We start from the raw sequence: 22,966 nt of genomic DNA, 5'->3' as shown, positions 1-22,966 counted from the left end.
TCATGTTGGTACCTAAACGTGTAAAACACCGCAAGCAATTCAAAGGGCGCTTGAAAGGTCAAGCGAAAGGCGGCACAACGCTTAACTTTGGCGATTTCGGTCTCCAGGCATTGGAACCGGCGTGGATCACGAACCGTCAAATCGAGGCTGCCCGTATCGCGATGACTCGTTACATCAAGCGTGGCGGTAAAGTATGGATTAAAATTTTCCCTGACAAGCCAATCACGGCGAAGCCGCTTGAGGTTCGGATGGGTAGCGGTAAAGGTAACGTTGAGAAATGGGTAGCTGTGGTTAAACCAGGCAAGATCATGTTCGAACTTTCTGGTGTCTCCGAGGAAGTAGCTCGCGAAGCAATGCGTCTTGCCGCTCACAAGCTGCCAGTCAAGACGAAGTTCGTGAAACGTGAAGAAATGGGTGGTGAAGCATAATGAAAGCTAGTGAATTCCGCAACTTGACCACTGCTGAAATTGAACAAAAGATTGCCGGATTCAAGGAAGAACTTTTCAACCTCCGTTTCCAATTGGCTACCGGACAGCTTGACAACCCGACTCGTATCCGTGATGTACGCAAAGCGATTGCCCGCGCACATACGGTTCTTCGTGAAAGAGAACTTGGGATTACTAGTTAATCGACCTTGATGTCGAATCGGAATATAGAGATCCTGTATGCAGGAAGGAGGCCCAACACTCATGAGTGAACAACGTAACGCTCGTAAAGTGCAAGTCGGCAAAGTCGTGAGCGATAAAATGGACAAAACCGTTGTTGTCGCGGTCGAAACATACAAAAAGCATGACCTGTATCACAAGCGCATCCGTTATACGAAGAAGTTCAAAGCGCATGACGAGAACAACGAAGCAAAAATCGGCGACACTGTGAAAATCATGGAGACTCGCCCGTTGTCGAAAGACAAGCGCTGGAGACTCGTTGAAATCGTAGAAAAAGCAGTCATCGTTTAAGCAGCGAATAGCTTCAACGAAAGGAGGACAATCGAATGATTCAACCATTCACACGTTTGGCGGTCGCAGATAACTCTGGTGCGAAAGAATTGATGTGTATTCGCGTGTTGGGCGGAACCGGACGCAAAGCGGCTCACATTGGTGATTTGATCGTATGTTCTGTAAAACAAGCAACACCAGGCGGCGTTGTCAAAAAGGGCGACGTTGTAAGAGCTGTAATCGTTCGTACGAAGCGCTCGGTTCGCCGGAAAGATGGATCTTACATCTCGTTTGACGAAAACGCGGCAGTTATCGTAAAAGAAGACAAGGGCCCACGCGGAACTCGTATTTTCGGACCGGTTGCTCGTGAACTTCGCGAGAAAGACTTCATGAAAATCGTTTCCCTGGCTCCGGAAGTGATCTAATCAACTTGCCGGCCGGGCAAGAAGCAGGAGGTGTGACACATGCCACGACTGAAGAAAATTCTCGAGTCGCATAACAATAAGCTGCACGTGAAGAAGGACGATACAGTCATCGTCATCACGGGTAAGGACAAAGGTAAAAAAGGCCGCGTTATTGCTGCGTATCCGCGCGAGAACCGTGTTCTCGTTGAAGGAGTCAACATGGTGAAGAAGCACCAGAAGCCGAACGCTGCGAATCCGCAAGGCGGCATCATCGAGCAAGAAGCGCCAATCCACGTATCCAACGTCATGCACGTGGATCCGAAGTCCGGTAAAGTAACGCGCATCGGTTACAAAGTAGAGAACGGCAAAAAAGTGCGCGTCGCTAAGCGCTCTGGCGCAATCATCGACTAATCGCTAAGAAAGGAGGTCTGTGCCTTATGGCAGCTCGTCTGAAAGAACGTTACTTGAACGAAATTACTCCTGCTCTGATGCAGAAGTTCAACTATACATCCGTTATGCAGGTGCCAAAAGTGGAGAAAGTCGTCATCAACATGGGTATGGGTGAGGCTGTTCAAAACTCCAAAGTTTTGGATTCCGCTGTTGCTGAACTGCAATTGATCGCGGGTCAAAAACCAGTAATTACACGTGCGAAAAAGTCTATCGCAGGCTTTAAGCTTCGTGAAGGAATGCCGATTGGTGTGAAAGTGACTTTGCGCGGTGAGCGTATGTATCACTTCATGGACAAATTGTTCAACGTCACGCTTCCTCGTGTCCGTGACTTCCACGGTATCTCGAACAAAGCATTTGACGGCCGCGGCAACTACACGCTCGGTCTGAAGGAGCAAATCATCTTCCCAGAGATCGAGTACGATCAAGTAGACAAAGTGCGCGGTATGGACATCGTTTTCGTAACCACCGCGAAAACGGACGAAGAGTCCCGCGAATTGTTGACGCAACTCGGCATGCCTTTCGCGAAGTAATTCGCAACGAAGGCGAACAAGGTAGTACGAACGGAACGATTCCATGAATCGATATCTTGGACACGATTTAGGAGGTGTCAACTCACGTGGCAAAAACTTCGATGAAAATCAAGCAACAACGCAAACCGAAGTTTCAAGTACGGGCATACACACGCTGTGAACGCTGCGGCCGTCCACACTCTGTATTACGTAAGTTCAAAATTTGCAGAATTTGTTTCCGCGAATTGGCATACAAAGGCCAGATTCCTGGCGTTAAAAAAGCTAGCTGGTAATCAACCCTGTTGCGGGAAGGAGGTTTACACTAATGGTTATGTCCGATCCGATTGCTGATATGCTTACACGCATTCGCAATGCTAACACAGTACGTCATGAGACCGTGGAGATGCCTGCTTCGACGATGAAGAAGCAAATTGCTGAAATCTTGAAGCGCGAAGGATTTATCCGCGATGCAGAATATATCGAAGACAACAAACAAGGGCTTATCCGCATTTTCCTGAAATATGGTGCCGACAACGAGCGTGTCATCACAGGCTTGAAGCGCATCAGTAAGCCAGGACTGCGCGTGTACACGAAGTCCACTGAGGTGCCACGCGTTCTGGGTGGCCTCGGGATTGCTATCATCTCGACGTCCAAGGGCGTTATGACTGACAAAGAAGCTCGCCAAGCAAAAACGGGCGGCGAGGTTATCTGCTACGTTTGGTAAACCATTCGCATAAGATTGGAGGTGCAACAACACATGTCTCGTATTGGTCGTAAGCCAATTACAGTTCCAGGCGGCGTCACTGTCACTCTGGACAATAGCGTGATTACTATCAAAGGACCAAAAGGAATCTTATCCCGTGAACTTCATAAGGACATGAAAGTGTCCATTGAAGAGAACGTGATTCATGTAGAGCGTCCTTCTGACAATAAACTTCACCGTTCTTTGCACGGCACGACTCGCAGCATCATCAGCAACATGGTTAACGGGGTAACGGAAGGTTTCTCCAAAACATTGGAGCTGGTTGGTGTCGGTTACCGTGCGAACAAGACCGGCAACAAACTCGTGTTGAACGTCGGATACTCCCATCCGGTTGAGATTACACCAGAAGAGGGCATCGAGTTCGAACTGCCTGCTCAGACGAAAATCATCGTCAAAGGCATCGACAAAGAGCGCGTTGGTGAATATGCGGCAAAAATCCGCTCCGTACGTGAACCAGAACCTTACAAAGGCAAAGGGATCAAGTACGAAGGCGAGCGCATTCTCCGCAAAGAAGGTAAAGCAGGCAAGAAGAAATAAGATCTTGCCTAGCTCGCTTGTCTTAGCAGCTTAACGGTTATTCCGAAGGGAGTGAATCTATCAGATGATTACTAAGGCGAATAAAAATAAAGCGCGTCTGAAAAGACACCTTCGTGTCCGCAAGAAAATCGAAGGTACATCGGCACGTCCGCGTTTGAACGTATTCCGTTCCTCTAAGCACATCTACGCTCAGCTTATCGATGACGTTAAAGGCGTAACGCTCGCAGCTGCGTCGACGATGGACAAAGAGCTTCGCGAAGAGATCAAAAACGGCGGCAGCGTCGAAGCTGCGCGCAAAGTAGGCGAATTGATCGCAAAACGCGCCAAGGCGCAAGGACACGATAACGTCGTATTCGACCGCGGCGGTTACTTGTATCATGGCCGAATTCAAGCATTGGCTGAAGCAGCACGCGAAGCCGGCCTTGAATTCTAAGAATTCAATCGAAGGAGGTAAACGACTTGCGAGTTGATCCTAACACGTTAGAACTTTCTGAAAAAGTTGTGCAAATTAACCGTGTTGCTAAAGTCGTTAAAGGCGGACGCCGTTTCAGCTTTAGTGCACTCGTAGTCGTCGGCGATGGCAAAGGCTGGGTTGGTGCAGGCATCGGTAAAGCATCCGAAGTACCTGACGCAATCCGCAAAGGCATCGAAGACGCGAAAAAGAATCTCATCCATGTTCCGTTCGTGAACACTACGATTCCTCACCAAGTCATCGGACATTTCGGCGCAGGCAGAGTTCTCTTGAAGCCAGCATCCGAAGGTACGGGGGTTATCGCCGGCGGTCCAGTACGTGCCGTGTTGGAATTGGCGGGAGTAGGCGACATCTTGACGAAATCGCTCGGTTCCTCGAACTCCATCAACATGGTCAACGCGACGCTCGAAGGTCTGTCCCGTCTGAAGACGGCAGAGCAAGTAGCGAAACTGCGCGGCAAATCCGTCGAGGAACTGTTAGGATAAGGAGGGGACGACAATGGCGAAGTTGCAAATTACCCTCGTTCGCAGTCTGATCGGTCGCCCAGAGACACATCGTACAACGGTGAAAACATTGGGTCTTCGCAAAATCAATCAGACGGTTGTCCATGAAGACAACGCAGCGATCCGCGGAATGGTTGACCAAGTGAAGCACTTGGTTGACGTCAAAGAAGTCGAAGCGTAAGCTTCCTTCATGCATGCTTCAATCGCAACGCACGCAATAGCGACAACAAATAGCAGAGTCATAAATAACTAAGGAGGTGCGACGAACGATGAAGTTGAATGAACTTTCTCCGGCTCCTGGCTCCCGTAAAGAAAGCAAGCGCCGTGTTGGACGCGGTATCGGTACTGGTAACGGGAAAACGGCTGGCCGCGGTCACAAAGGTCAAAACGCTCGTTCCGGTGGTGGTGTACGTCCAGGCTTCGAAGGCGGACAAAACCCGCTGTACCGTCGTTTGCCTAAACGCGGATTCATCAACCCAACTCGCAAAGAGTATGCGGTAGTGAACGTTACGGAATTGAACCGCTTCGAGGCTGGTACTGAAGTTACTCCGGAACTGTTGATGGAACAAGGCATCGTGAAAAACCCAATGAGCGGCATCAAAGTATTGGGCAACGGTGAATTGACTGTCAAGCTGACAGTGAAAGCGAACAAGTTCTCTCAATCTGCGGTGGAGAAGATCGAGGCTGCCGGCGGCAAATCCGAGGTGATTTAATGTTTAAGACCGTATCGAATATATGGCGAGTCGAGGATCTGAGACGTAAAATTCTTTTTACGCTCATGGTCTTGATCGTTTATCGCATCGGATCCTTTGTCCCGGTTCCCGGTGTGGATACATCGGTCTTTGCTACAGCGAACCAAGGCACGGAACTGTTCGGCTTGCTGAACACGTTCTCCGGCGGCGCGTTGTTCAAATTCTCCATCTTCGCGCTCGGTATCATGCCGTACATTACGGCATCGATTATCGTGCAGCTGCTCACCATGGACGTCATTCCGAAGTTCGCGGAATGGGCCAAAGAAGGAGAAGTCGGCAAGCGCAAGCTGGCCCAAATTACTCGCTACGGCACTGTGATACTGGGTCTGATCCAAGCATTCGGTACTGCGATTGGATTTAACCGGCTATATGGCATGGAACTTGTTCCGAATGCCACGTATACGGACTTCATCCTAATCGCCATCGTATTGACGGCGGGTACAGCGTTCTTGATGTGGCTTGGCGAGCAGATTACGGAGAAGGGAATCGGCAACGGGATTTCCATTATCATCTTCGCCGGTATCGTGGCAGGCATTCCGACGCATATCCGCGAGATCGTGCAGGATCAGTTCGTTGAAGGTAGTCAGCTGTTCTTAAACATCATTAAGATGATCATCATTGCGCTGTTCATCGTTCTAATCATCGTCGGGGTTATCTTCATTCAGCAAGGTAACCGCAAAATTCCGGTCCAATACGCGAAGCGTGTGGTCGGCAACAAAATGTTCGGCGGACAGAATACGCATATTCCGCTGAAAGTGAACGGCGCAGGGGTAATTCCGGTCATTTTCGCGGTATCGCTGGTGATGTTCCCGGTTACGATAGCACAATTCTGGGCTGATAAACCGTGGGCCCAATGGATTATCAACCATATGTCCGTTGACAAGTCATTGGGCATGGTGTTGTACGTGCTGTTGATTATCGGCTTCACGTTCTTCTATACGTTCGTACAGTTAAACCCGCAACAAATGGCGGATCAAATGAAAAAGAACGGTGGTTACATCCCGGGCATCCGTCCAGGGAAAGCGACAGCCACATATTTGACGCGGGTCATGACTCGCATCACGCTGGCAGGAGCACTCTTCCTGGCGTTGGTATCTATCATACCGGTGTTCTTCGGATCACTCGCCGGATTGCCTCGTTCCGTTCAAATCGGCGGAACTTCGCTTCTTATCGTCGTCGGCGTCGCGCTTGACACGATGAAGCAAATTGAAAGCCAATTGATTAAACGCCATTACAAAGGTTTCATCAATAAATAGGCAATAGGTTCTGATGAGGCTTTGTGCTCATCGGCACCTATTGTGCTGTTTCTTGTATAGCAGAGGCTTAACGAATGGCATCGAAGCACCCCACTTCCGGCGAAGTTAAGCCTGTGCTTGCATAAAGGGGAGTGACATTCGATGAACATTCTATTCATGGGGCCTCCTGGGGCAGGGAAAGGGACGCAGGCCGAACGCATTGTTGCCGAGTTCGGAATCCCCCATATTTCTACGGGTGATGCGTTCCGCAAAGCGATGAACGAAGGCACCCCTATCGGGTTGAAAGCCAAGCAGTACATCGATCAAGGTCTGCTCGTTCCGGATGACGTGACCGTGGGCATCGTTCGCGAACGGCTCGCGCAGCCGGATTGCGAAGCCGGCTTCCTGCTGGACGGCTTCCCGCGCACATTGGCGCAAGCCGAGGCGCTGGACGGCATCCTGACGGAGCTGGGCCGCAAGCTGGACCATGTCATTAATCTGAGCGTTGACCGCGATTTATTGCTGGCTCGTCTTACGGGACGACGTATCTGCAAGTCTTGCGGCGCGACGTACCATGTCATATTTAACCCGCCCACGCAAGCAGGCGTTTGCGATAAGTGCCAAGGCGAGCTGTACCAGCGCTCGGATGATACCGAGGAGAAGGTCGGCACGCGCCTTGACGAATATATCAACAAAACGGCTCCTTTACTCGAATATTATGGGAACAAGGGCTTGTTGCGTCAGGTTGACGGGGAGAAGGAAATCGATACGGTGACGTCTGAAATCGTATCTTTACTGCGAGGTTAAAAAGATGATCATCTGTAAGTCCGAAGTAGAATTAGGCTTCATGAGAGAAGCTGGGCGAATTGTAGCGGAAACGCATCGTCTTCTGGCCCAATCCATTAAGCCAGGGATCACGACTCGTGAACTCGATTCTATTGCAGAGACGTTCATTCGCAGCCAAGGGGCGACACCTTCGTTCAAAGGTTATAACGGATTTCCCGGCAGCATCTGCGTATCAGTCAACGAAGAACTGGTGCACGGCATTCCCGGCACACGCAAGTTAAACGAAGGCGACATCATCAGCATCGATATCGGTGCGGAATACCGTGGATATCATGGAGACTCGGCCTGGACCTATGGCGTCGGCACGATCTCGGAGACAGCCCGGCGGCTGCTCGAGGTTACGGAGCAATCGCTCTATGCAGGGCTCGCCCTGGTCAAGCCGGATACGCGTCTTTACACGATATCCCATGCGATCCAGCGCGTAATCGAAGATGCAGGTTTTTCGGTCGTGCGAGAATACGTTGGGCACGGGATTGGAACGGATCTTCACGAAGAACCGCAAATCCCGAATTACGGGATTCCGGACCGCGGCCCGCGTCTCAAACCGGGCATGACGCTTGCGATAGAGCCGATGGTCATTGTCGGTGAGCGGTATGTCAAGACGCTCGCAGACAACTGGACGGTAGTGACGGCGGACGGAACGCTGTGCGCTCACTTCGAGCATACGGTAGCCGTAACGCCGGAAGGTTGCGAAATTTTGACGAAGCTGGTTGAGTAGGTGATGGAAGATGAATGAACTATCAACCCCTCGTCTCGGCCAATTCGTCAAGGTGCTTCGAGGTCGTGATGCGGGCAAGCTCGCAGTCATCATCGGCATTGAAGAATCGCGCTACGTCAATATAGCGGATGGGGACAAACGGAAGTTTGACCAGCCTAAGCGAAAAAACTTGCTTCATCTCGAGGTGCTACCCGAGATCAGCCATGAAGTTGTCCGAAGTTTACAGGAGAGCGGCCGGGTTACGAACAGTAAGCTCCGGTACGTCCTGACGAAATTTGCGGAAGAGTCAGCCGCTGCAGATGTTGAACAGAAAGGAGAATGACGTTGGCCAAGGAAGATGTAATTGAGGTGGAGGGCACGGTCATTGAGCCGTTGCCGAATGCAACGTTTCGAGTTGAGTTGGAGAACGGTCATCAAATTTTAGCCCATGTTTCCGGCAAGCTGCGGATGCACTTCATCCGTATTCTGACAGGGGACAAAGTGGTCGTGCAACTTTCGCCATACGATTTGAGCAAAGGTCGCATCACATATCGGAAGTAGCGCCCGGCTATCGCCGAGGAGCACTTGCATGCACTTGCAGGCCGTCAGACGCGGGCTGGAGAGACGGGTGCAACTTGATAACTAGGAGGTATTCAGCATGAAGGTAAGACCTTCTGTTAAGCCGATTTGCGAGAAATGCAAAGTCATTCGACGCAAAGGCAACGTTATGGTAATCTGTGAAAATCCGAAGCATAAACAAAAACAAGGATAAAAGAAGGGGGTGTAGCGTTAATGGCTCGTATAGCTGGTGTGGACTTGCCACGTGATAAACGCGTTGAGATCGCCTTAACATACATTTTCGGAATCGGAAAATCGACTTCTCAGAAAGTCATTGCGCAAGCAGGTGTCAACCCGGATACTCGCGTTCGCGATTTGACGGAAGACGAAGTGAACAAAATCCGTGAGGCGATTGACAAGAATGTGAAAGTAGAAGGCGACCTCCGCCGCGAGATCTCTTTGAACATCAAACGTTTGGTCGAAATCGGATGCTATCGCGGAATCCGCCATCGCCGCGGATTGCCTGTTCGTGGGCAACGTACGAAGACAAATGCTCGTACGCGTAAAGGCCCTCGTCGTACCGTAGCGAACAAGAAGAAGTAATAAGGGGGGATAACTAGCAATGGCTAAAGCGAAAAAAGTCGTACGCACAAAACGTCGTGACCGTAAAAATATCGAGAGTGGTGTGGCTCACATTCGTTCTACGTTCAACAACACGATCGTAACGATCACGGATCCACACGGCAACGCTATTTCTTGGGCTAGTTCCGGGAATTTGGGCTATAAAGGTTCCCGTAAATCGACGCCATTCGCAGCGCAGATGGCTGCGGAATCCGCTGCCAAAACGGCAATGGAACACGGCATGAAGTCGGTTGAGGTAATGGTTAAGGGTCCTGGCGCAGGTCGTGAAGCTGCCATCCGCTCTCTGCAAGCTGCAGGCTTGGAAGTCAGCATGATCAAAGACGTTACGCCAATCCCGCACAACGGCTGCCGCCCGCCAAAACGTCGTCGCGTATAATGATGGCACACCGATGCGTGTAGTATTAAGCTAGCGCCTGTTGGGAATAATGGTTGTTTAGGCATACTGCATGAATCGACCGACCGTAGGTGTTTGACGTTGGAAAACGCCAGCGACGTTTGAAGGAGGGTTATACAGTGATTGAGATCGAAAAGCCGAAAATTGAGACCGTGGACGTCAATGAGGAAGGCACATACGGCAAATTTGTCGTAGAACCGCTGGAGCGAGGATACGGAACGACGCTAGGCAACTCCTTGCGCCGTATTCTGCTCTCCTCCTTGCCCGGTGCTGCGGTGACGTCCGTCCAAATCGACGGTGTCCTGCACGAGTTCTCGACGATTCCGGGAGTCTATGAAGACGTAACGGAAATCATTTTGAACTTGAAGGCCCTGTCGCTCAAAATCCACTCCGATGAAGAGAAAGTTCTCGAGATCGATGCGGATGGCGAAGGGATTGTAACGGCTGGCGATATTCGAGCGGACAGCGATGTGGAAATTTTGAACCCGGATCTCCGCATTGCAACTTTAGCGCAAGGTTCCAGACTCCATATGCGAATCTTCGCAAATCGTGGTCGTGGCTATGTGCAGGCTGACGGGAACAAACGGGAAGACCAACCGATTGGGGTTATCCCGGTGGACTCGATTTACACGCCGATCTCCCGCGTGAACTACAACGTGGAGAATACGCGTGTCGGCCAAGTGACGAACTACGACAAGTTAACCCTTGAAGTGTGGACGGATGGAAGCATTCGACCAGAAGAAGCGGTGAGCCTCGGTGCGAAGATTTTGACGGAGCACTTGATGCTGTTCGTCGGATTGACGGATGAAGCGAAAGACGCGGAAATTATGGTTGAAAAAGAGGAAGACAAAAAAGAGAAAGTGCTTGAGATGACAATCGAAGAGCTCGATCTCTCCGTTCGTTCCTACAACTGCTTGAAGCGTGCAGGCATCAATACGGTTCAAGAGCTGATTACGAAGACCGAAGAAGATATGATGAAGGTCCGGAACCTGGGCCGCAAATCTTTGGAGGAAGTTCAAGAGAAGCTCGAAGAACTCGGCTTGGGCCTTCGCATGGAAGACTAACAGGAACTTGGCTTAGAAGGAGGGGAAATAGCAATGGCATACCAAAAGTTGGGTCGTGATTCCAGTGCCCGTAAAGCACTGTTCCGCGACTTGGTAACTGATTTGTTCTTGTATGAGCGCATTCAGACGACGGAAGCGAAAGCGAAAGAAGTTCGCTCCATCGCGGAGAAGCTCATTACGCTGGCGAAACGTGGGGATCTGCATGCTCGCCGTCAGGTGGCTGCATTCGTTCGCCGCGAGACTCTGAACGGAGAACAGGATGCAATCCAGAAGTTGTTCTCGGATATTGCTCCACGCTACACAGAACGTCCAGGCGGATATACCCGCATCATGAAATTGGGACCGCGCCGCGGCGATTCTGCGCCTATGGTGTACTTGGAACTGGTTGACCGCGCGTAAGTTCGCGGTCCTGTTTAGCGATACGATAACGACGCAGCAGCGGCGTGAAAGAAGGCTCCCATGAGGAGCTTTTCTTTTTAATCGCCTCGGGACGCGGTCGTCAGTGGACCAGGCACCCCGCTGCCATGCATGCGGTTCACCACGGAGGTGCTTTATGCGTAACATTGGAATGCTGTTAAGCTATGACGGCACGGCATACAGCGGTTACCAGACGCAGCCGGGTCGGGACACGATACAAGGACGCATCGAAGAAGCGATTCACATGTTAACGAAGGAGCATGCGGCCGTTACGGCTTCCGGGCGTACGGATGCCGGCGTGCATGCGCTTGGGCAGGTGGTTAACTTCGCGACCGAGTCATCGATACCCATCGAACGTTGGTGCGCCGCGATGAACTCGCGGTTGCCCGATGACATCGTCATCCGGGATGCATGGGAAGCTCCCGAATCGTTCCATGCCCGGTTCTCAGCGAAGCGCAAGACGTACCGTTATTCAATCCTGGCGGAGCGGACGCGTGATGTTTTCCGGCGCAATGTGGAATTCCATCATCCCGCACCGCTTGATATTGAGGCGATGCGTCAGGCGCTTCAGCACTTCGTCGGAGAGCATGATTTTACGTCAGTCGCATCGCCCAAATCACCGAAACTGACCAATGTGCGCACGATTTACGAGGCGCGATTGGAGCATGAGCCGAACGCGAACCAGGAGCCCGGCCGGGGCCGGATTCATTTGTTCGTGACGGGGAACGGCTTTTTGTACAACATGGTACGCATCATTGCGGGCACCTTGATCTGGGTGGGCGAAGGCAAGTTCTCTCCTGATGATATTGTGCCCATTCTTGCAGCGAAAAACCGGGAGGCCGCAGGACCGACGGCGGTGCCCCACGGCCTGACGCTGTGGAGTGTTGAATATGACGGAGAAGACCGGATGGATAAGGCCGCGCCGGTTCTTGCCGAAGGGAAAAAAGACCTTGCATAATAGAACCGAATACGGTAAAATAACATCTGTGTTTCTTTAGGCTTTCCCACGGCCCCGCAAAGAAATCACGCTGCCTCTGGGCAGTTTTTGGCAGATTTTTTCACAGATCAAGAGAACGAACGTACTGAACGAATATACACACGAACTATCGTAACGATGGTAAATCAATAATGATTGTGATATGACGCAGTGTGCCGTTCACACTGTATCGAAGGTCATCAGAGGAGGATGTTTCATGCGTACCACATATATGGCGAAGCCAGCTGAAGTTGAGCGCAAATGGTTCGTTATCGACGCAACTGGCAAGACACTCGGTCGCCTTGCTTCTGAAGCAGCGGCTCTTATCCGCGGCAAGCATAAGCCGACATTTACACCCCATGTTGACGGCGGCGACTTCGTCGTTGTTATCAACGCAGAGAAAATCGTCTTGTCCGGCAACAAGCTGCAAGACAAGAAATACTATCGTCACTCCCTCTATCCAGGCGGTCTGAAAGTGACAAGCGCACAGGAAATGCTGAACAAGAAGCCTGAGCGCATGATTGAACTTGCGGTTCAAGGCATGCTGCCTAAGACGCGCATGGGCAACAAAATGAAGCTTCGCATCAAAGCATATGCCGGCGCAGAACACCCGCATCAAGCACAACAACCTGAAGTTTACGAACTTCGCGGATAATAGAAAGGGGAGGACAGTTTCATGGCACAAGTACAATACTATGGGACAGGTCGTCGCAAGCACTCGGTAGCACGTGTTCGTCTCGTACCGGGCGAAGGCCGCATCGTGATTAATAAACGTGACATTAACGAATACTTCGGTTTGGAAACGTTGAAGCTGATTGTAAAGCAGCCGCTGAACCTTACCGAGACTCTTGGCAAATATGATGTAATCGTATTGGCTCACGGAGGCGGAATCTCCGGACAAGCTGGAGCTATCCGTCACGGCATTTCCCGTGCGCTGTTGAAAGCAGATCCGGAACTCCGTTCTTCGCTGAAGAAAGCCGGATTCCTGACTCGCGATCCGCGCATGAAAGAGCGTAAAAAATACGGCCTCAAAGCGGCTCGCCGCGCGCCTCAGTTCTCGAAGCGTTAAGAAGCCTGTTATATCAACGATTATCGCCCTTGGCCCTTGTTGGTCAGGGGCGTTAATTTTATCAAAGGAACTGCCGTGACCATATTTTGACCATATTTTTTGGGATTTAAGGTCATGACCTCATAAATTCCCCGAAAAGCGTCGCTGTTCTTTCTTTGACTGTCTTTGTTAGATGGGTATAGATGTCCATCGTCATTTTGCTATTAGAGTGTCCTAGACGCTCCTGAACCTCTTTTATACTGGCCCCGGCTTCAAAGAGTAAAGATGCATGTGTATGGCGTAGGCCATGTACCGTTATTGGGTGAATATTATGTTTTCTAATGATTTCTTTAAGCTTGTCGTTCGGGTATGCAAGTCTTAACGGCGTGCCGTCTTGTCGGGTAAAAAGCAGCTGCTTATCATTCCATTTTTGACCTAACTCTAAAAACCGCTTCTTTTCGCTTGTAATCCATTTTTTGAGTAACTTGAATGTTACCTCATCCAAGCTTATAGAACGCCTAGAAGATGCCGTTTTGGGCGTCTGAAAGGTATATACGTTATTCTCTTGGTACAATGTTTTATTTAGGGTAAGGGTTTTGTTCTTGGAATCGATGTCAGACTCATGCAGCGCTAAGACTTCGCCTTTCCGGGCACCTGTGTAAATCAATAAGTGAAACATTACATAGTCCATTAATGGGTAGTCTTTTTTTAGAATGTTAAGAAACTGTTTGATTTCGTGCTTTTCCCAATAATCGCGCTTTTCAGCAAGTTCTACGGCTTCCGCGTCAAACTCTGTATCTTTCCTTGGGATTACAGCATGCGCCATTGGATTCGCTTGAATAATGTCCATTTTTATCGCATAGTCAAAAACTTGATTGGCATACATTCGCATATTATCAACTGATTTTATTTTTTCAGCTATTTTGTTCACAACTTCCTGGCAATAGGGCTTAGTAATGTCTTTCATTTTTAGTTTTCCGAAGTGGGGAAGTATTTGTTGCTTGAACTTAGAACGAACCGCCCTCCTGCTTGGTGGCTTTAATGTTAATGAATGTGTTGCATACCACTGCTTATATACAGCTTCAAAGGTCGGGTTTTTTGAGTCTTCTATAAATGTCCCATTTGCTATGTCTTGCTCTGTTTGCGCTGCATGAAGCTGCGCTTGCTTTTTTGTGTCAAACCCCCTCTTTGTTGATGGCTTCTTTTTGCCGGTTAGTGGATCAATGGATGAATAGTATTTATACATCCATTTCCAACCGTCTTTAGTTTTGTACTTCTGGAAACTTGCCATTACGGCCCCTCCTCAATATTTATGATATTAATTATGGTGTTAAAACCCTTTAACAGAATGTATGTTCGGTTCAAGGGTGTGAAAAACTGATTAAATATCCGAAAACATAGTTGCCATTGCCCTAAGCTTTTCCCTGTTTCGTTCCTCTCGCTCTTCTTCAAGCTCTTCCTCTATTTCCTCTTCGATTAGTTCAAGCTCATGCCTCCGCTCAGCCTTCCGATTGTCTTTATATTCTTCTCTCCAGGGGAGAAGAAGACCGTTTTCAAAATAGGTCGTTTTTTCTCCACATTTTGTACAATATCTTGAATATCCAGATACTTTTCCATCGCAATATATAGGTTCTTCTCGATAACCAACTTGATTCCAGTCAACGATACGTGTGCATCTATTTTGAAGTTCGGTACCACAAATTGCACAAAAAATATCTTCTATATCAATCTGCTCATTTTCACAGGTAGGACAAATGGAGGGCTTTCCATTTTCGTCCAATGTATAGGAATGATATATCACCGGCTCAACCACCTTTCTTTTTAAAAGAGCATCATTTCCGCAAATCGGGCAGAATTTTGCTGAGCCTTGAATGAAGTAATGGCTGCATTGAGGGCAACTTCTTTCATTCAGGGCTCTGTATATGTAATCTTTGGCTTGTATTAAAAGATAATTCAGTGACCTTTTTAAATCCCATTCCAAAAACTGCAACCTTACGGCAGCAGCATGAAAAGAAATTTCGAAATGATGTACCAGTTCCTGTTCTTTTTTTAGTCCCAGCTTTTTGATGATTGGAGCTGGTGCTAAGACATTGCGAGCGAAGCAATTAACCTCTTGCTCTAATACTCTATATTGGGGCTCGGTTAATGTGCTTCGCCGCAATATGGTTTCATCAAATTCTTTTAAATGCTCTAAATAGATATGCCCTATTTCATGCATTAAAGTGAACCTAATTCTGGCCTTATTGGAAATTGTATCGTTATATGCAATCGTATAGCCAACCTCGTCAGCAATTGTGTATCCATCCTCACTTTGAAAGGCGTTTATGACTTGGGGAATGGTTACACCGTGCATTCTTGCTAGTTCGGTGTAAGTTATTAATCCCCACTTATTTTTTTGAATAAATTCCAGAGGGTCTATTGGGAACTCGCATATTTTTTCCTTTACCATGAAAGATTGTACTGACATCATCACTTTTTTATATCGTGGTGATTTAGGAAAAGACATTATCTATCTCTCGCCTCTCTCCCGCGGTCGCGCATTGTCTTAATCATTGCTTTCAATAAATCTTTATCCCCGGAATCTAAATCCTGAATCTCTCGAGCTAATGCACGAACGTCCTCGTCGATTTCAGATAGATCATCTTTCGGATTAGGAACAACTATTTCGAAATATTGTTGATCAAAACCAAGAAAATGAGATATTGGAACATCTAATGCATCCGCTATTTTAGTCAAGGATTCAATCGAAGGATTCTTAATTCTCCCGCTCATTATAGATGTAATTGTGGATTGAGGAAGCCCTGATTCTTTTGCCAACCTATATTTTGTCATTTTCCGTTGGTCCATTAACTTTTCGATTTTTTGGATGATATCCATGGAAATCCCTCATTATCATTTTATTTCGGTATATCACTATATCGTTATAGTATCTAAATTATAGCGAAATGTCAAGATATTCGAAGAGAGCAAAAGCAAACGTATGTTTTTATGGCGAAAACAAAATATAACGAAGATTGAATATGACAATAAATCGTTATATAGTGACACTGTGGAGGCGATGATATGAGTCAAACAATGGGTAAGGCGATAGTTCAATTACGCGAAGAAAGGGGGATGTCTCGATATCGACTCGCAAAAAAAGCAGGGTCTCTTATTCATACTTAACAGCATTGGAAGAGAATAAACACAGTCCGTCATTCGAGATATTGGAGAAGTTGGCGATTGGGCTTGATATACCTCTGACGCAATTCGTGGAAAGTTGTCATGGTTCTAGAGTGTGCTGAGGGAGGAGATAGTGTGGAATCATCCCCTTTATTCCAAGTAATCGTAGACAAAGATTTTGTTCAGCGACTTGCTAAAGAAGAGGTCAAACGCTTGGTTGAAGAAGCTGGCGGCGGTACATGGTGGGATCTAAAACGGCTTGAAGCCGAAACATGCCGCAAGCGAGATTGGCTTATCGAGAACATTCTGCTTAACCCACGATTCAAGAAAGAGATGAAGCTAATCTCGAACGGCTGCGACAACGGCCGCTGGATGTTCAGGGCTGCAGGAATGAGGGCATTCTTGGACAAGCATTTTCAGGAGCTTAACGGAAAGCCTATGCGGGCTGGTTGAGCGCCTAATTCAATCGATGGGAGGACTATAGAAATGATGCAGTTGCCAGATGTACAGGATACGGCTGTCGTAGAAGAGATAATCGACTTCTGCCCGGCATGCGGCAGGGCTATTGTATTCGGTCAGGAGGTATGGGAAATCGGCCCGGCGTTGGTATGCAATAGGGTTTCATGCATTCTCAAGCAGATAAAGGCCGAAAAGCGAAGAGCCGGAGGGGTTTCTCATTTTGTACCGCCTGAAAGATACATGAGATCGAAAAATGAGGCGGCGTTGAACTCAAAATTGAGTTGAAATTAATTCGCTATCGACCTAATCGATCGCGGACTAAATAGAAAGGGGAGAGGAAATTGAACAAGGATCAATTCAATGAGTCCATGAATAACTGGATGGACAAGCAGGAAAAAGAAGCAAGCAGTATCTACCCGGTAGAACAAAAGATGGTTCCGTTTCACGGGGCTGAGATTTTGGGAGTTAGAGCAAATGATGGAAAGGTATATATAGGGGTTAAATGGGTCTGTCGTGGAATCGGGTTTGATAAGAATCATTCCGATACTCAAGTCAAAAAAATACAATCTGATGTCGTGCTGAATCAAGGCGCGTCAAATATGACGCTCCCTACCAATGGCGGATTGCAGGAAGTATTAGTCATTGAACTTGATTTCCTTCCTTTGTGGCTTGCTAAGATTTCAATCACTCCTAACATACAGGAACGACAACCAGAAGTTGCACGGCGTCTAATCGAATACCAACTACGAGCTAAGGATGTGCTTGCTGAAGCCTTCTTGCCGGATGCTTTCAGACCAGAGAATCTAAGCCCTGAGCTGCAAGCCATTTTTATTCAAGATGTAAAGATTCAAAAGCTAGATGCTCGCGTTGATAATTTGGAGAACAAGACAACCATTGATTATGCGAAACAACAAGAGTTAAAGAAGGCTGGTAACGCTAGAGTCGTAAACATCATAGGCGGTAAGAAGTCAAACGCATACCGTGATAGAAGTCTGAGAAGCGAAGTATATACGGCTTTATGGAACGATTATAAGGAGTATTTCAAAGTAAATTCCTATAGCAACACCTACCTAAAGGACTTTGAACGAGGATTAAAATATGTTCCTTTGTGGACTCCTTCAAATAATCTTTTGCGAAAAATTGAGGAAACAAATGGGCAAACATTGTTTTGATTACCATCTACAAATAAACGGAAAAGGGGTTTTCACATGTCGACAATTCAATTGAAAGAATCAAATGCTGGCGAAGTTATGCACTTGTTTGAAGTGATGAAGGAATACAACGTACAGTGCAGTTTGGAATTAAACATGACCAGATATAGCGATCCTTTTATCGGGTCCGGCCCTGGGGACGTGTCTACAGACTATATTGAAGGAGGAGAAGAGGGAGACACATTTGTTGTGACTCTAGGGGAAACTGAATTATCGTTTGACCTAGCTTTTCATTCGTTTGCTAAGGAGGTCACTGACTGTCAGATTCTGATTTGCATCATGGGCGACGATTACGCCGCATGGTTCAACAGCGATGCTTTACCGCAAGAAGCCATTGAAAAGGCTAAGGACTACGATGATACTTCCGGGGAATTTGAAGATAAGGTTATTGAGTTGAACGTATTATCACCGGATTTTTATGAAGAACTAGACTACATGAAACAACTGATCGAGGAAGGTAGAGTCGTTAAGAACGTAAAAGTCTTGGGCGGCGGCGAGCAGGTGTTGACAGTAGGTTATATTGACGGTGAGCAGTCATGACTTTACAAGAGTTGGCCCGCCTTTGGTTCAACCGTAGCCCTATGCAGCATGCAATTATCGTCCGCAATATTCGCAATAAAAATCAGCAGCAAGCAGCTGCGCAATAAAAGGAGAAATGAAACCTATGGAACTGACTAAACAAGAACGTGCGTTGATTGAACTTGTAAGAGGACTATGCTTTGAGGATTTGTTAGATGCCACTGAAGGGATCAGAAAAGAAAGCGAAAAAGCAGCTGAACAGGCAATAATTGCTTCGAAAAAAGGTGAGACAATCAACTCTACCGACTTTAAAGAAAGAGCCGAAAACCTGTTGCATCTTGCTGATGTTCTGGGAGAGGCAAACAAGGACTTCCGTAATCATATCTGCCCGGAAGAAGAGTACATGAATTTTGCTATTGATATACGCCAGAATGTCGCGGAAAGATTTAAAACTTTGGCGGATCTCATGCATGACGGATGGGAATTTGATAAATTTTGCGACAATAGAGACAATGACGGGAATATTTACTTTACCCTTAGTCGTCCTGAAGAGATGGTATGACGAGGCATTAACGAGGAGGAGGAAGAAAAAAACGATGCGATCCATTGATGAGATCATAAAGGACATGAAGGCTCTGGGTACATCTCCGGAAACGATAGACAGGGATATTGCAGAACTGGAAGCGGAATTGAAAGAGTGGGCGAGAATCATTCCGAAAGGCAAGATAACATTCCGCGAAGCGCGTCAAAACGTGGGCCTGAGTTACAAGCAGGTATCAGAGAAGACCGGCATTTCGGTAAGCAGTATCGAAAAATACGAGGAAGATAACCGAAAAATGCATTACCCTACATTCAGAAAATTGTGCGAACTGTATAGGATTTCTATTGATCATATCTATATTGGCGTGCTTCCAGCACAAAATAAAAATCACCTTAACCTGTCTTTGGCGGGACGTTAAGGCGACGAACAATAATCAAGGTATCCCTTTGCGCAACATTATACATAATCATTTCATGTTGTGCAAGGGGAACCCATACGGGAGAGTGTCGATAATGGGGAATAATTCGGTAATTATAGATTTTGAAACTGAAATGTTGATTCGAGAAATCGCTACAGCAATGTTTCGAGATGTAGGAAAGGTAGAAGGAAGAACATGTCCAGCCGTTGCAGAAGCGAAGGCTGAACTGTATTCAGCTTTAGATAATCTCTCTAATTTAGTGGACAAAGATATTGGAGAGCAATCTTTTGATCTAGAGGACAAGATAAACAATCTCGCTAGTTTTGAACACGAGGAATACTTCGTAAATGGTTTTGTTAAAGGGTATTTCTATCTAAGGAAAATAATGAAATCTCAGGAAGCAGCCCTTCTCTCGACTGCCGATGAAGGGGGAACCTCGAAATGACGGCGGGACTGGAGCGGGCAAAAACAATTGAGCTTCTCTACTTCATGAACCCATATCCGAAGCGGGATACAGCAGAGTTCCAGGGCAAGTATCATCACCTTGGATTCAATTGGCGAGCCTTCCCGCTAAAGGGGGATCTTGAGTCTCTTGCAAACGGGCTCTATTCTGCCTTGCAAGGCGTTGATAAAGAGGAATGTTACGACTTCTATGCTCACTCAGATCGTGTATCGCATCCTGGACAAGGACGAGAGCGCAATGGAGCGCTTATTTGAAGCTGCCTTTGGAGGATAAAGTGAATAGGGTTCTACTTAAATCTAACTGGGACAGAAGGTGATTGAATGGCGGGGTGGATTAAAGATTACAGGCAGGAGCTTGAAAGTGATATTTGGTCAATGCCCCCTCTCTATCACCGGATATGGCAATACCTGAAATACATGGTTAACCATCACGAAAACGAGATCCCGATGAGGGACGGAAACAGGGTCAAAGTTTTCCCTGGGCAACATATGACATCCCTCAGAAACATTGCCAAGGGTGTTGGTTGGTATGAGCGCGGCATATGGAAGGAACCCAACGTTAAAACTGTCTCATCGGTCCTGGAGTGGCTCGAGAAAGAGGGCATGATAACGGTCGATTCGGGTAACAGGAAATATACAATGATTTCCCTTGTATCATGGGACATTTATCAGGCTGATGATGACATGAAAGTAACAGTCGGGAAACAGTCGTTGGATATAAACAAGAATGATAAGAATGAAAAGAATAATAATATATCCGCGCAAATTGAAAATTTCCGCTCCCGCTACAACCCGGAATTGCTAGAACTCATCGACAGCTATTTTGAGTTTATAGCGAACATGAGGAAAGGGAAGAAATTAAGCGATGGAATATTCATAAAAGTTTACGAGCAGTTCGCCCGCTATTCTCCTATCCGAGTTGAATATGCAATAAAGACACATATGGGCAGTGAGAAATTGAGTAAAGCGAAAGAGGATTATACCTTCGGAATATTAAGAGGGGCAACTGATGAGGAAGCCAAGCAGAAGTTGCAGAGGATGAATAATCAACAACCAAGAGCAAGAGGGCGGTTAAGTCCGGAAGAACTCCAAGCTCTTGAAAGGGGGCAGTAAGGATTGAAGCTCACAGAAGTGAATGCGCTGCTCGAGAGAATCGGGGAATTTTACGCTATAGACATTACACGAAATAAGCTCGAAGCGTGGCACGAAGTGATAGGGCACATGGATTATGAAGTTGCAAAGAAGGCTCTTATTGAGTGCCTACAGCAATCAGAATACATGCCGCGGCCTGCTGACTTGGTTAAGAGAGTCGAAACAAAGATCGATAAGGTTGAACTAAGTAAGGAAGAGAGGGAGTACCTTGAGCAGCTACACAGAAAGCAACGCGAGAGAAACACAACCGCATGAGGAGTTGCTTGGTGGTTTTCTTACGGACCCAACACTCTTTGAAGCAAACAGGCATGTTTTAACAGCTGATTTGTTCCAAGAATACGCATGGCTTTATCGGATCTTGCTGCAGGTTCATGATAGTGAAGGGCTGACATTCAAAGGGATTGTGAACCAATGTGAGACTGAGCAAATTCCGATATTACATGAGTTGCGAAAAACCTTCTTTAACGAAAACCGCGTGCCCATGCTTATTCGCCAATTGAAGAAGGAGAAGCTGGCCGAGAACATCACTAATCTGGCGCATGAAACATACATGAAGGTGCAAGATGGTGAGGACAGCGACGAGATTCTAAGGGACATACAAAGCAAGGTGTTCATGCTTGAGACGAGCGAGAGCAGCGGCATGCATGACCCGGCGAAGGATGTAGATGAGTGGGCAGAGTATATGATGACCATAGTCGATGATCCTTCCAAGGCGTACGGACTTATGACAGGGCTGCAGCCGCTTGATTCAATAACAACAGGATTTCATAGACAATACTTTTCGGTCATAGGGGCAAGAACGAGCATGGGTAAGACTGCCTTTACTTTGGAGATAGTTAAGCGCCTGAATGCAAGTGGTTACAAGTGCGGAATCTTCTCGCTAGAGATGATGAAAAGACAGCTTTATAACCGGTTCATGAGCAGTATCATGCAAGTCAATTTCGAACAGTTCAGAACTGGGCGACTTGCCCGGAATCATTACGAAACGATGATGAAGAAGAAAGACGAGCTAAAGAGCATCTATGTAGACGACACACGCGGTGTTAGCGCTGATTATATTGTCGATTCGATGCGCAGGCTTAAACGAACTCAAGGGCTAGACTTCGTTGTCGTCGACTACTTGCAGGATGTTAAAGAACGAGGGGAACAGAACGATAATGGCGGCAGCGCATTGGCTCGGGTGTGCCGCAAGCTGCGGGCAGCAGCAAAAGAATGCGATTGTCACGTTATGGGCTTGTCTCAGGTAGTCCGGGGCGTAGATGATCGGCAGGATAAGCGGCCAGGTAATGCAGACCTTGCGGGCAGTACGGGGATTGAAACATCTGCTGATGTGATCGCAATGTTGTACCGGGATGAGTATTACAATCGTGACACGGAGAAGAAGAGCATTCTTGAAGTGAACTTTACCAAGCAAAGAAACGGAAAATTAGGAACGGTGGAGTTGTTATATGACCGAAGCTGCCAACGAATCTACGAAATTACCCGATAGGTTGGAGTTGATTAATCGTTATCAGGAAATGTTCAGCCGTCAGGTGAATCTTGGATTTCAACTTGGCGAAATAGATGAAGCAGCTTACCGAAGGTTCATGAGCGATTCATGTACTGCCGAGGAAATTGACGATGTATACCGCCATTTCTATGACATGTTCGGCCAATTGGTTGATTATCTCCAAGATCGACTATCGGAAAGAATTATTAAGGGGGCCGAGTTCATAGAAGACATAGGCAAAGATCACCCCAAGTATAAGGCGGCCATGCAAAAATACGATGACCTTTGCAACCAGCTCCGGGCAAGCATTGAGAGAGGTAGGGAGCGTGAGAGCCACACATGAATGCCCAC

General features: G+C 47.5%; 42 protein-coding genes. 39 read left to right on the top strand and 3 right to left on the bottom strand.

Annotated features, from left to right (window positions below; all coding sequences use genetic code 11):
* The first annotated feature begins 2 nt into the window (after nt 1-2).
* The 26 genes from rplP (at nt 3) to rpsI (ending at nt 13,223) form a co-directional block, all read left to right on the top strand.
* The gene (rplP, locus tag OCY70_RS34945) at nt 3-428 is read left to right on the top strand and encodes a 50S ribosomal protein L16 (protein WP_213428373.1); all 426 of its coding nucleotides are present in this window, start codon (nt 3-5) and stop codon (nt 426-428) included.
* A complete protein-coding gene (gene rpmC, locus OCY70_RS34940) occupies nt 428-628 on the top strand; it encodes a 50S ribosomal protein L29 (RefSeq protein ID WP_006676498.1) in 201 nt (66 codons plus the stop codon). The genes rplP and rpmC overlap by 1 nt, the downstream gene beginning before the upstream one ends.
* 61 nt (nt 629-689) lie before the next feature.
* Nucleotides 690-956 carry a 30S ribosomal protein S17 gene (gene rpsQ, locus OCY70_RS34935; RefSeq protein WP_006676499.1) on the top strand — a complete coding sequence of 89 codons (267 nt, stop codon included), beginning with the start codon at nt 690-692 and terminating at the stop codon, nt 954-956.
* 35 nt (nt 957-991) lie between these two features.
* A complete protein-coding gene (rplN, locus tag OCY70_RS34930) occupies nt 992-1,360 on the top strand; it encodes a 50S ribosomal protein L14 (RefSeq protein ID WP_006284354.1) in 369 nt (122 codons plus the stop codon).
* Between the two features lie 39 nt (nt 1,361-1,399).
* Nucleotides 1,400-1,750 carry a 50S ribosomal protein L24 gene (gene rplX, locus OCY70_RS34925; protein WP_087444235.1) on the top strand — a complete coding sequence of 117 codons (351 nt, stop codon included), beginning with the start codon at nt 1,400-1,402 and terminating at the stop codon, nt 1,748-1,750.
* Between the two features lie 26 nt (nt 1,751-1,776).
* Nucleotides 1,777-2,319, top strand: coding sequence for a 50S ribosomal protein L5 (gene rplE / locus OCY70_RS34920; RefSeq protein WP_168182392.1), 543 nt, complete (start codon nt 1,777-1,779; stop codon nt 2,317-2,319).
* A gap of 86 nt (nt 2,320-2,405) precedes the next feature.
* Nucleotides 2,406-2,591 carry a type Z 30S ribosomal protein S14 gene (locus OCY70_RS34915; RefSeq protein WP_006676503.1) on the top strand — a complete coding sequence of 62 codons (186 nt, stop codon included), beginning with the start codon at nt 2,406-2,408 and terminating at the stop codon, nt 2,589-2,591.
* A 32-nt stretch (nt 2,592-2,623) separates the two neighbouring features.
* Nucleotides 2,624-3,022 carry a 30S ribosomal protein S8 gene (gene rpsH, locus OCY70_RS34910; RefSeq protein ID WP_168182391.1) on the top strand — a complete coding sequence of 133 codons (399 nt, stop codon included), beginning with the start codon at nt 2,624-2,626 and terminating at the stop codon, nt 3,020-3,022.
* Between the two features lie 33 nt (nt 3,023-3,055).
* Nucleotides 3,056-3,598 carry a 50S ribosomal protein L6 gene (rplF, locus tag OCY70_RS34905; RefSeq protein WP_261945398.1) on the top strand — a complete coding sequence of 181 codons (543 nt, stop codon included), beginning with the start codon at nt 3,056-3,058 and terminating at the stop codon, nt 3,596-3,598.
* A 64-nt stretch (nt 3,599-3,662) separates the two neighbouring features.
* Nucleotides 3,663-4,031 carry a 50S ribosomal protein L18 gene (rplR, locus tag OCY70_RS34900; protein ID WP_168182389.1) on the top strand — a complete coding sequence of 123 codons (369 nt, stop codon included), beginning with the start codon at nt 3,663-3,665 and terminating at the stop codon, nt 4,029-4,031.
* A 26-nt stretch (nt 4,032-4,057) separates the two neighbouring features.
* Nucleotides 4,058-4,555, top strand: coding sequence for a 30S ribosomal protein S5 (rpsE, locus tag OCY70_RS34895; RefSeq protein WP_006284361.1), 498 nt, complete (start codon nt 4,058-4,060; stop codon nt 4,553-4,555).
* A gap of 13 nt (nt 4,556-4,568) precedes the next feature.
* Complete coding sequence (rpmD, locus tag OCY70_RS34890; protein ID WP_213428375.1) at nt 4,569-4,754, top strand: 50S ribosomal protein L30; 186 nt, start codon at nt 4,569-4,571, stop codon at nt 4,752-4,754.
* Between the two features lie 88 nt (nt 4,755-4,842).
* A complete protein-coding gene (rplO, locus tag OCY70_RS34885) occupies nt 4,843-5,286 on the top strand; it encodes a 50S ribosomal protein L15 (protein ID WP_213428376.1) in 444 nt (147 codons plus the stop codon).
* Nucleotides 5,286-6,581, top strand: coding sequence for a preprotein translocase subunit SecY (secY, locus tag OCY70_RS34880; RefSeq protein ID WP_213428377.1), 1,296 nt, complete (start codon nt 5,286-5,288; stop codon nt 6,579-6,581). Before rplO ends, secY begins: the two co-directional genes overlap by 1 nt.
* Nucleotides 6,582-6,722: 141 nt before the next feature.
* Nucleotides 6,723-7,367 (top strand): adenylate kinase, encoded by a 645-nt coding sequence (locus tag OCY70_RS34875; protein WP_213428378.1) that lies wholly within the window; start codon nt 6,723-6,725, stop codon nt 7,365-7,367.
* A 4-nt stretch (nt 7,368-7,371) separates the two neighbouring features.
* The gene (gene map / locus OCY70_RS34870; protein WP_168182384.1) at nt 7,372-8,124 is read left to right on the top strand and encodes a type I methionyl aminopeptidase; all 753 of its coding nucleotides are present in this window, start codon (nt 7,372-7,374) and stop codon (nt 8,122-8,124) included.
* A 10-nt stretch (nt 8,125-8,134) separates the two neighbouring features.
* Nucleotides 8,135-8,446, top strand: coding sequence for a KOW domain-containing RNA-binding protein (locus OCY70_RS34865; protein ID WP_213428379.1), 312 nt, complete (start codon nt 8,135-8,137; stop codon nt 8,444-8,446).
* 2 nt (nt 8,447-8,448) lie between these two features.
* On the top strand, nt 8,449-8,664 hold the full coding sequence (infA, locus tag OCY70_RS34860; RefSeq protein ID WP_006676514.1) for a translation initiation factor IF-1: 216 nt from the start codon (nt 8,449-8,451) through the stop codon (nt 8,662-8,664).
* A gap of 97 nt (nt 8,665-8,761) precedes the next feature.
* Nucleotides 8,762-8,875 carry a 50S ribosomal protein L36 gene (gene rpmJ, locus OCY70_RS34855; RefSeq protein ID WP_003333770.1) on the top strand — a complete coding sequence of 38 codons (114 nt, stop codon included), beginning with the start codon at nt 8,762-8,764 and terminating at the stop codon, nt 8,873-8,875.
* A gap of 20 nt (nt 8,876-8,895) precedes the next feature.
* Nucleotides 8,896-9,264 (top strand): 30S ribosomal protein S13, encoded by a 369-nt coding sequence (gene rpsM, locus OCY70_RS34850; RefSeq protein ID WP_111154675.1) that lies wholly within the window; start codon nt 8,896-8,898, stop codon nt 9,262-9,264.
* A 19-nt stretch (nt 9,265-9,283) separates the two neighbouring features.
* A complete protein-coding gene (rpsK, locus tag OCY70_RS34845; protein WP_006676516.1) occupies nt 9,284-9,679 on the top strand; it encodes a 30S ribosomal protein S11 in 396 nt (131 codons plus the stop codon).
* Between the two features lie 137 nt (nt 9,680-9,816).
* A complete protein-coding gene (locus tag OCY70_RS34840) occupies nt 9,817-10,761 on the top strand; it encodes a DNA-directed RNA polymerase subunit alpha (protein ID WP_006676517.1) in 945 nt (314 codons plus the stop codon).
* Nucleotides 10,762-10,794: 33 nt separating this feature from the next.
* The gene (gene rplQ / locus OCY70_RS34835; RefSeq protein WP_006676518.1) at nt 10,795-11,160 is read left to right on the top strand and encodes a 50S ribosomal protein L17; all 366 of its coding nucleotides are present in this window, start codon (nt 10,795-10,797) and stop codon (nt 11,158-11,160) included.
* Nucleotides 11,161-11,314: 154 nt separating this feature from the next.
* Nucleotides 11,315-12,136, top strand: a complete 822-nt coding sequence (truA, locus tag OCY70_RS34830; protein ID WP_213428380.1) for a tRNA pseudouridine(38-40) synthase TruA — start codon at nt 11,315-11,317, stop codon at nt 12,134-12,136.
* Between the two features lie 235 nt (nt 12,137-12,371).
* Nucleotides 12,372-12,809 (top strand): 50S ribosomal protein L13, encoded by a 438-nt coding sequence (gene rplM / locus OCY70_RS34825; protein WP_006676520.1) that lies wholly within the window; start codon nt 12,372-12,374, stop codon nt 12,807-12,809.
* A 21-nt stretch (nt 12,810-12,830) separates the two neighbouring features.
* Nucleotides 12,831-13,223 (top strand): 30S ribosomal protein S9, encoded by a 393-nt coding sequence (rpsI, locus tag OCY70_RS34820; RefSeq protein WP_006284382.1) that lies wholly within the window; start codon nt 12,831-12,833, stop codon nt 13,221-13,223.
* 112 nt (nt 13,224-13,335) lie between these two features.
* On the opposite strand, the gene OCY70_RS34815 is transcribed toward rpsI, so the two are convergent.
* The 3 genes from OCY70_RS34815 to OCY70_RS34805 form a co-directional block, all read right to left on the bottom strand.
* The gene (locus OCY70_RS34815) at nt 13,336-14,493 is read right to left on the bottom strand and encodes a site-specific integrase (RefSeq protein WP_213428381.1); all 1,158 of its coding nucleotides are present in this window, start codon (nt 14,491-14,493) and stop codon (nt 13,336-13,338) included.
* A 90-nt stretch (nt 14,494-14,583) separates the two neighbouring features.
* Nucleotides 14,584-15,708 (bottom strand): ImmA/IrrE family metallo-endopeptidase, encoded by a 1,125-nt coding sequence (locus tag OCY70_RS34810; RefSeq protein ID WP_213428382.1) that lies wholly within the window; start codon nt 15,706-15,708, stop codon nt 14,584-14,586.
* Nucleotides 15,708-16,079, bottom strand: a complete 372-nt coding sequence (locus OCY70_RS34805; protein ID WP_213428383.1) for a helix-turn-helix domain-containing protein — start codon at nt 16,077-16,079, stop codon at nt 15,708-15,710. The genes OCY70_RS34810 and OCY70_RS34805 overlap by 1 nt, the downstream gene beginning before the upstream one ends.
* Before the next feature lie 218 nt (nt 16,080-16,297).
* On the opposite strand from OCY70_RS34805, the gene OCY70_RS36495 reads away from it, so the two are divergent.
* The 13 genes from OCY70_RS36495 (at nt 16,298) to OCY70_RS34745 (ending at nt 22,958) form a co-directional block, all read left to right on the top strand.
* The gene (locus tag OCY70_RS36495; RefSeq protein ID WP_390955208.1) at nt 16,298-16,486 is read left to right on the top strand and encodes a helix-turn-helix domain-containing protein; all 189 of its coding nucleotides are present in this window, start codon (nt 16,298-16,300) and stop codon (nt 16,484-16,486) included.
* A gap of 13 nt (nt 16,487-16,499) precedes the next feature.
* Nucleotides 16,500-16,817, top strand: a complete 318-nt coding sequence (locus tag OCY70_RS34800) for a DUF771 domain-containing protein (protein ID WP_213428385.1) — start codon at nt 16,500-16,502, stop codon at nt 16,815-16,817.
* Between the two features lie 33 nt (nt 16,818-16,850).
* Entirely contained in the window at nt 16,851-17,108 is a 258-nt protein-coding gene (locus OCY70_RS34795) for a hypothetical protein (protein WP_213428386.1), read from the top strand.
* A 56-nt stretch (nt 17,109-17,164) separates the two neighbouring features.
* A complete protein-coding gene (locus OCY70_RS34790) occupies nt 17,165-17,995 on the top strand; it encodes an ORF6C domain-containing protein (protein ID WP_213428387.1) in 831 nt (276 codons plus the stop codon).
* A 36-nt stretch (nt 17,996-18,031) separates the two neighbouring features.
* Nucleotides 18,032-18,574 (top strand): hypothetical protein, encoded by a 543-nt coding sequence (locus tag OCY70_RS34785; RefSeq protein ID WP_213428388.1) that lies wholly within the window; start codon nt 18,032-18,034, stop codon nt 18,572-18,574.
* A 124-nt stretch (nt 18,575-18,698) separates the two neighbouring features.
* Nucleotides 18,699-19,115 (top strand): hypothetical protein, encoded by a 417-nt coding sequence (locus OCY70_RS34780; protein WP_213428389.1) that lies wholly within the window; start codon nt 18,699-18,701, stop codon nt 19,113-19,115.
* A 34-nt stretch (nt 19,116-19,149) separates the two neighbouring features.
* Entirely contained in the window at nt 19,150-19,512 is a 363-nt protein-coding gene (locus OCY70_RS34775) for a helix-turn-helix domain-containing protein (RefSeq protein WP_213428390.1), read from the top strand.
* Between the two features lie 94 nt (nt 19,513-19,606).
* Nucleotides 19,607-19,957, top strand: a complete 351-nt coding sequence (locus OCY70_RS34770) for a hypothetical protein (protein ID WP_261945016.1) — start codon at nt 19,607-19,609, stop codon at nt 19,955-19,957.
* Nucleotides 19,954-20,229, top strand: coding sequence for a pyruvate-formate lyase-activating enzyme (locus OCY70_RS34765; RefSeq protein ID WP_249725695.1), 276 nt, complete (start codon nt 19,954-19,956; stop codon nt 20,227-20,229). The genes OCY70_RS34770 and OCY70_RS34765 overlap by 4 nt, the downstream gene beginning before the upstream one ends.
* A 66-nt stretch (nt 20,230-20,295) precedes the next feature.
* Complete coding sequence (locus OCY70_RS34760) at nt 20,296-21,087, top strand: hypothetical protein (RefSeq protein WP_213431493.1); 792 nt, start codon at nt 20,296-20,298, stop codon at nt 21,085-21,087.
* A 3-nt stretch (nt 21,088-21,090) separates the two neighbouring features.
* Nucleotides 21,091-21,381 (top strand): hypothetical protein, encoded by a 291-nt coding sequence (locus OCY70_RS34755; protein ID WP_213431286.1) that lies wholly within the window; start codon nt 21,091-21,093, stop codon nt 21,379-21,381.
* Complete coding sequence (locus OCY70_RS34750; RefSeq protein WP_261945399.1) at nt 21,335-22,615, top strand: replicative DNA helicase; 1,281 nt, start codon at nt 21,335-21,337, stop codon at nt 22,613-22,615. Before OCY70_RS34755 ends, OCY70_RS34750 begins: the two co-directional genes overlap by 47 nt.
* Nucleotides 22,575-22,958, top strand: a complete 384-nt coding sequence (locus tag OCY70_RS34745; protein ID WP_213431288.1) for a hypothetical protein — start codon at nt 22,575-22,577, stop codon at nt 22,956-22,958. The genes OCY70_RS34750 and OCY70_RS34745 overlap by 41 nt, the downstream gene beginning before the upstream one ends.
* The last annotated feature ends 8 nt before the right edge of the window (nt 22,959-22,966 follow it).

This window comes from Paenibacillus melissococcoides (assembly GCA_944800085.1).
In the GTDB taxonomy this organism is placed as follows: domain Bacteria; phylum Bacillota; class Bacilli; order Paenibacillales; family Paenibacillaceae; genus Paenibacillus_B; species Paenibacillus_B melissococcoides.
Note: the sequence above shows the minus strand (reverse complement) of the source record. Positions and strands in the feature narration are given on the sequence as shown.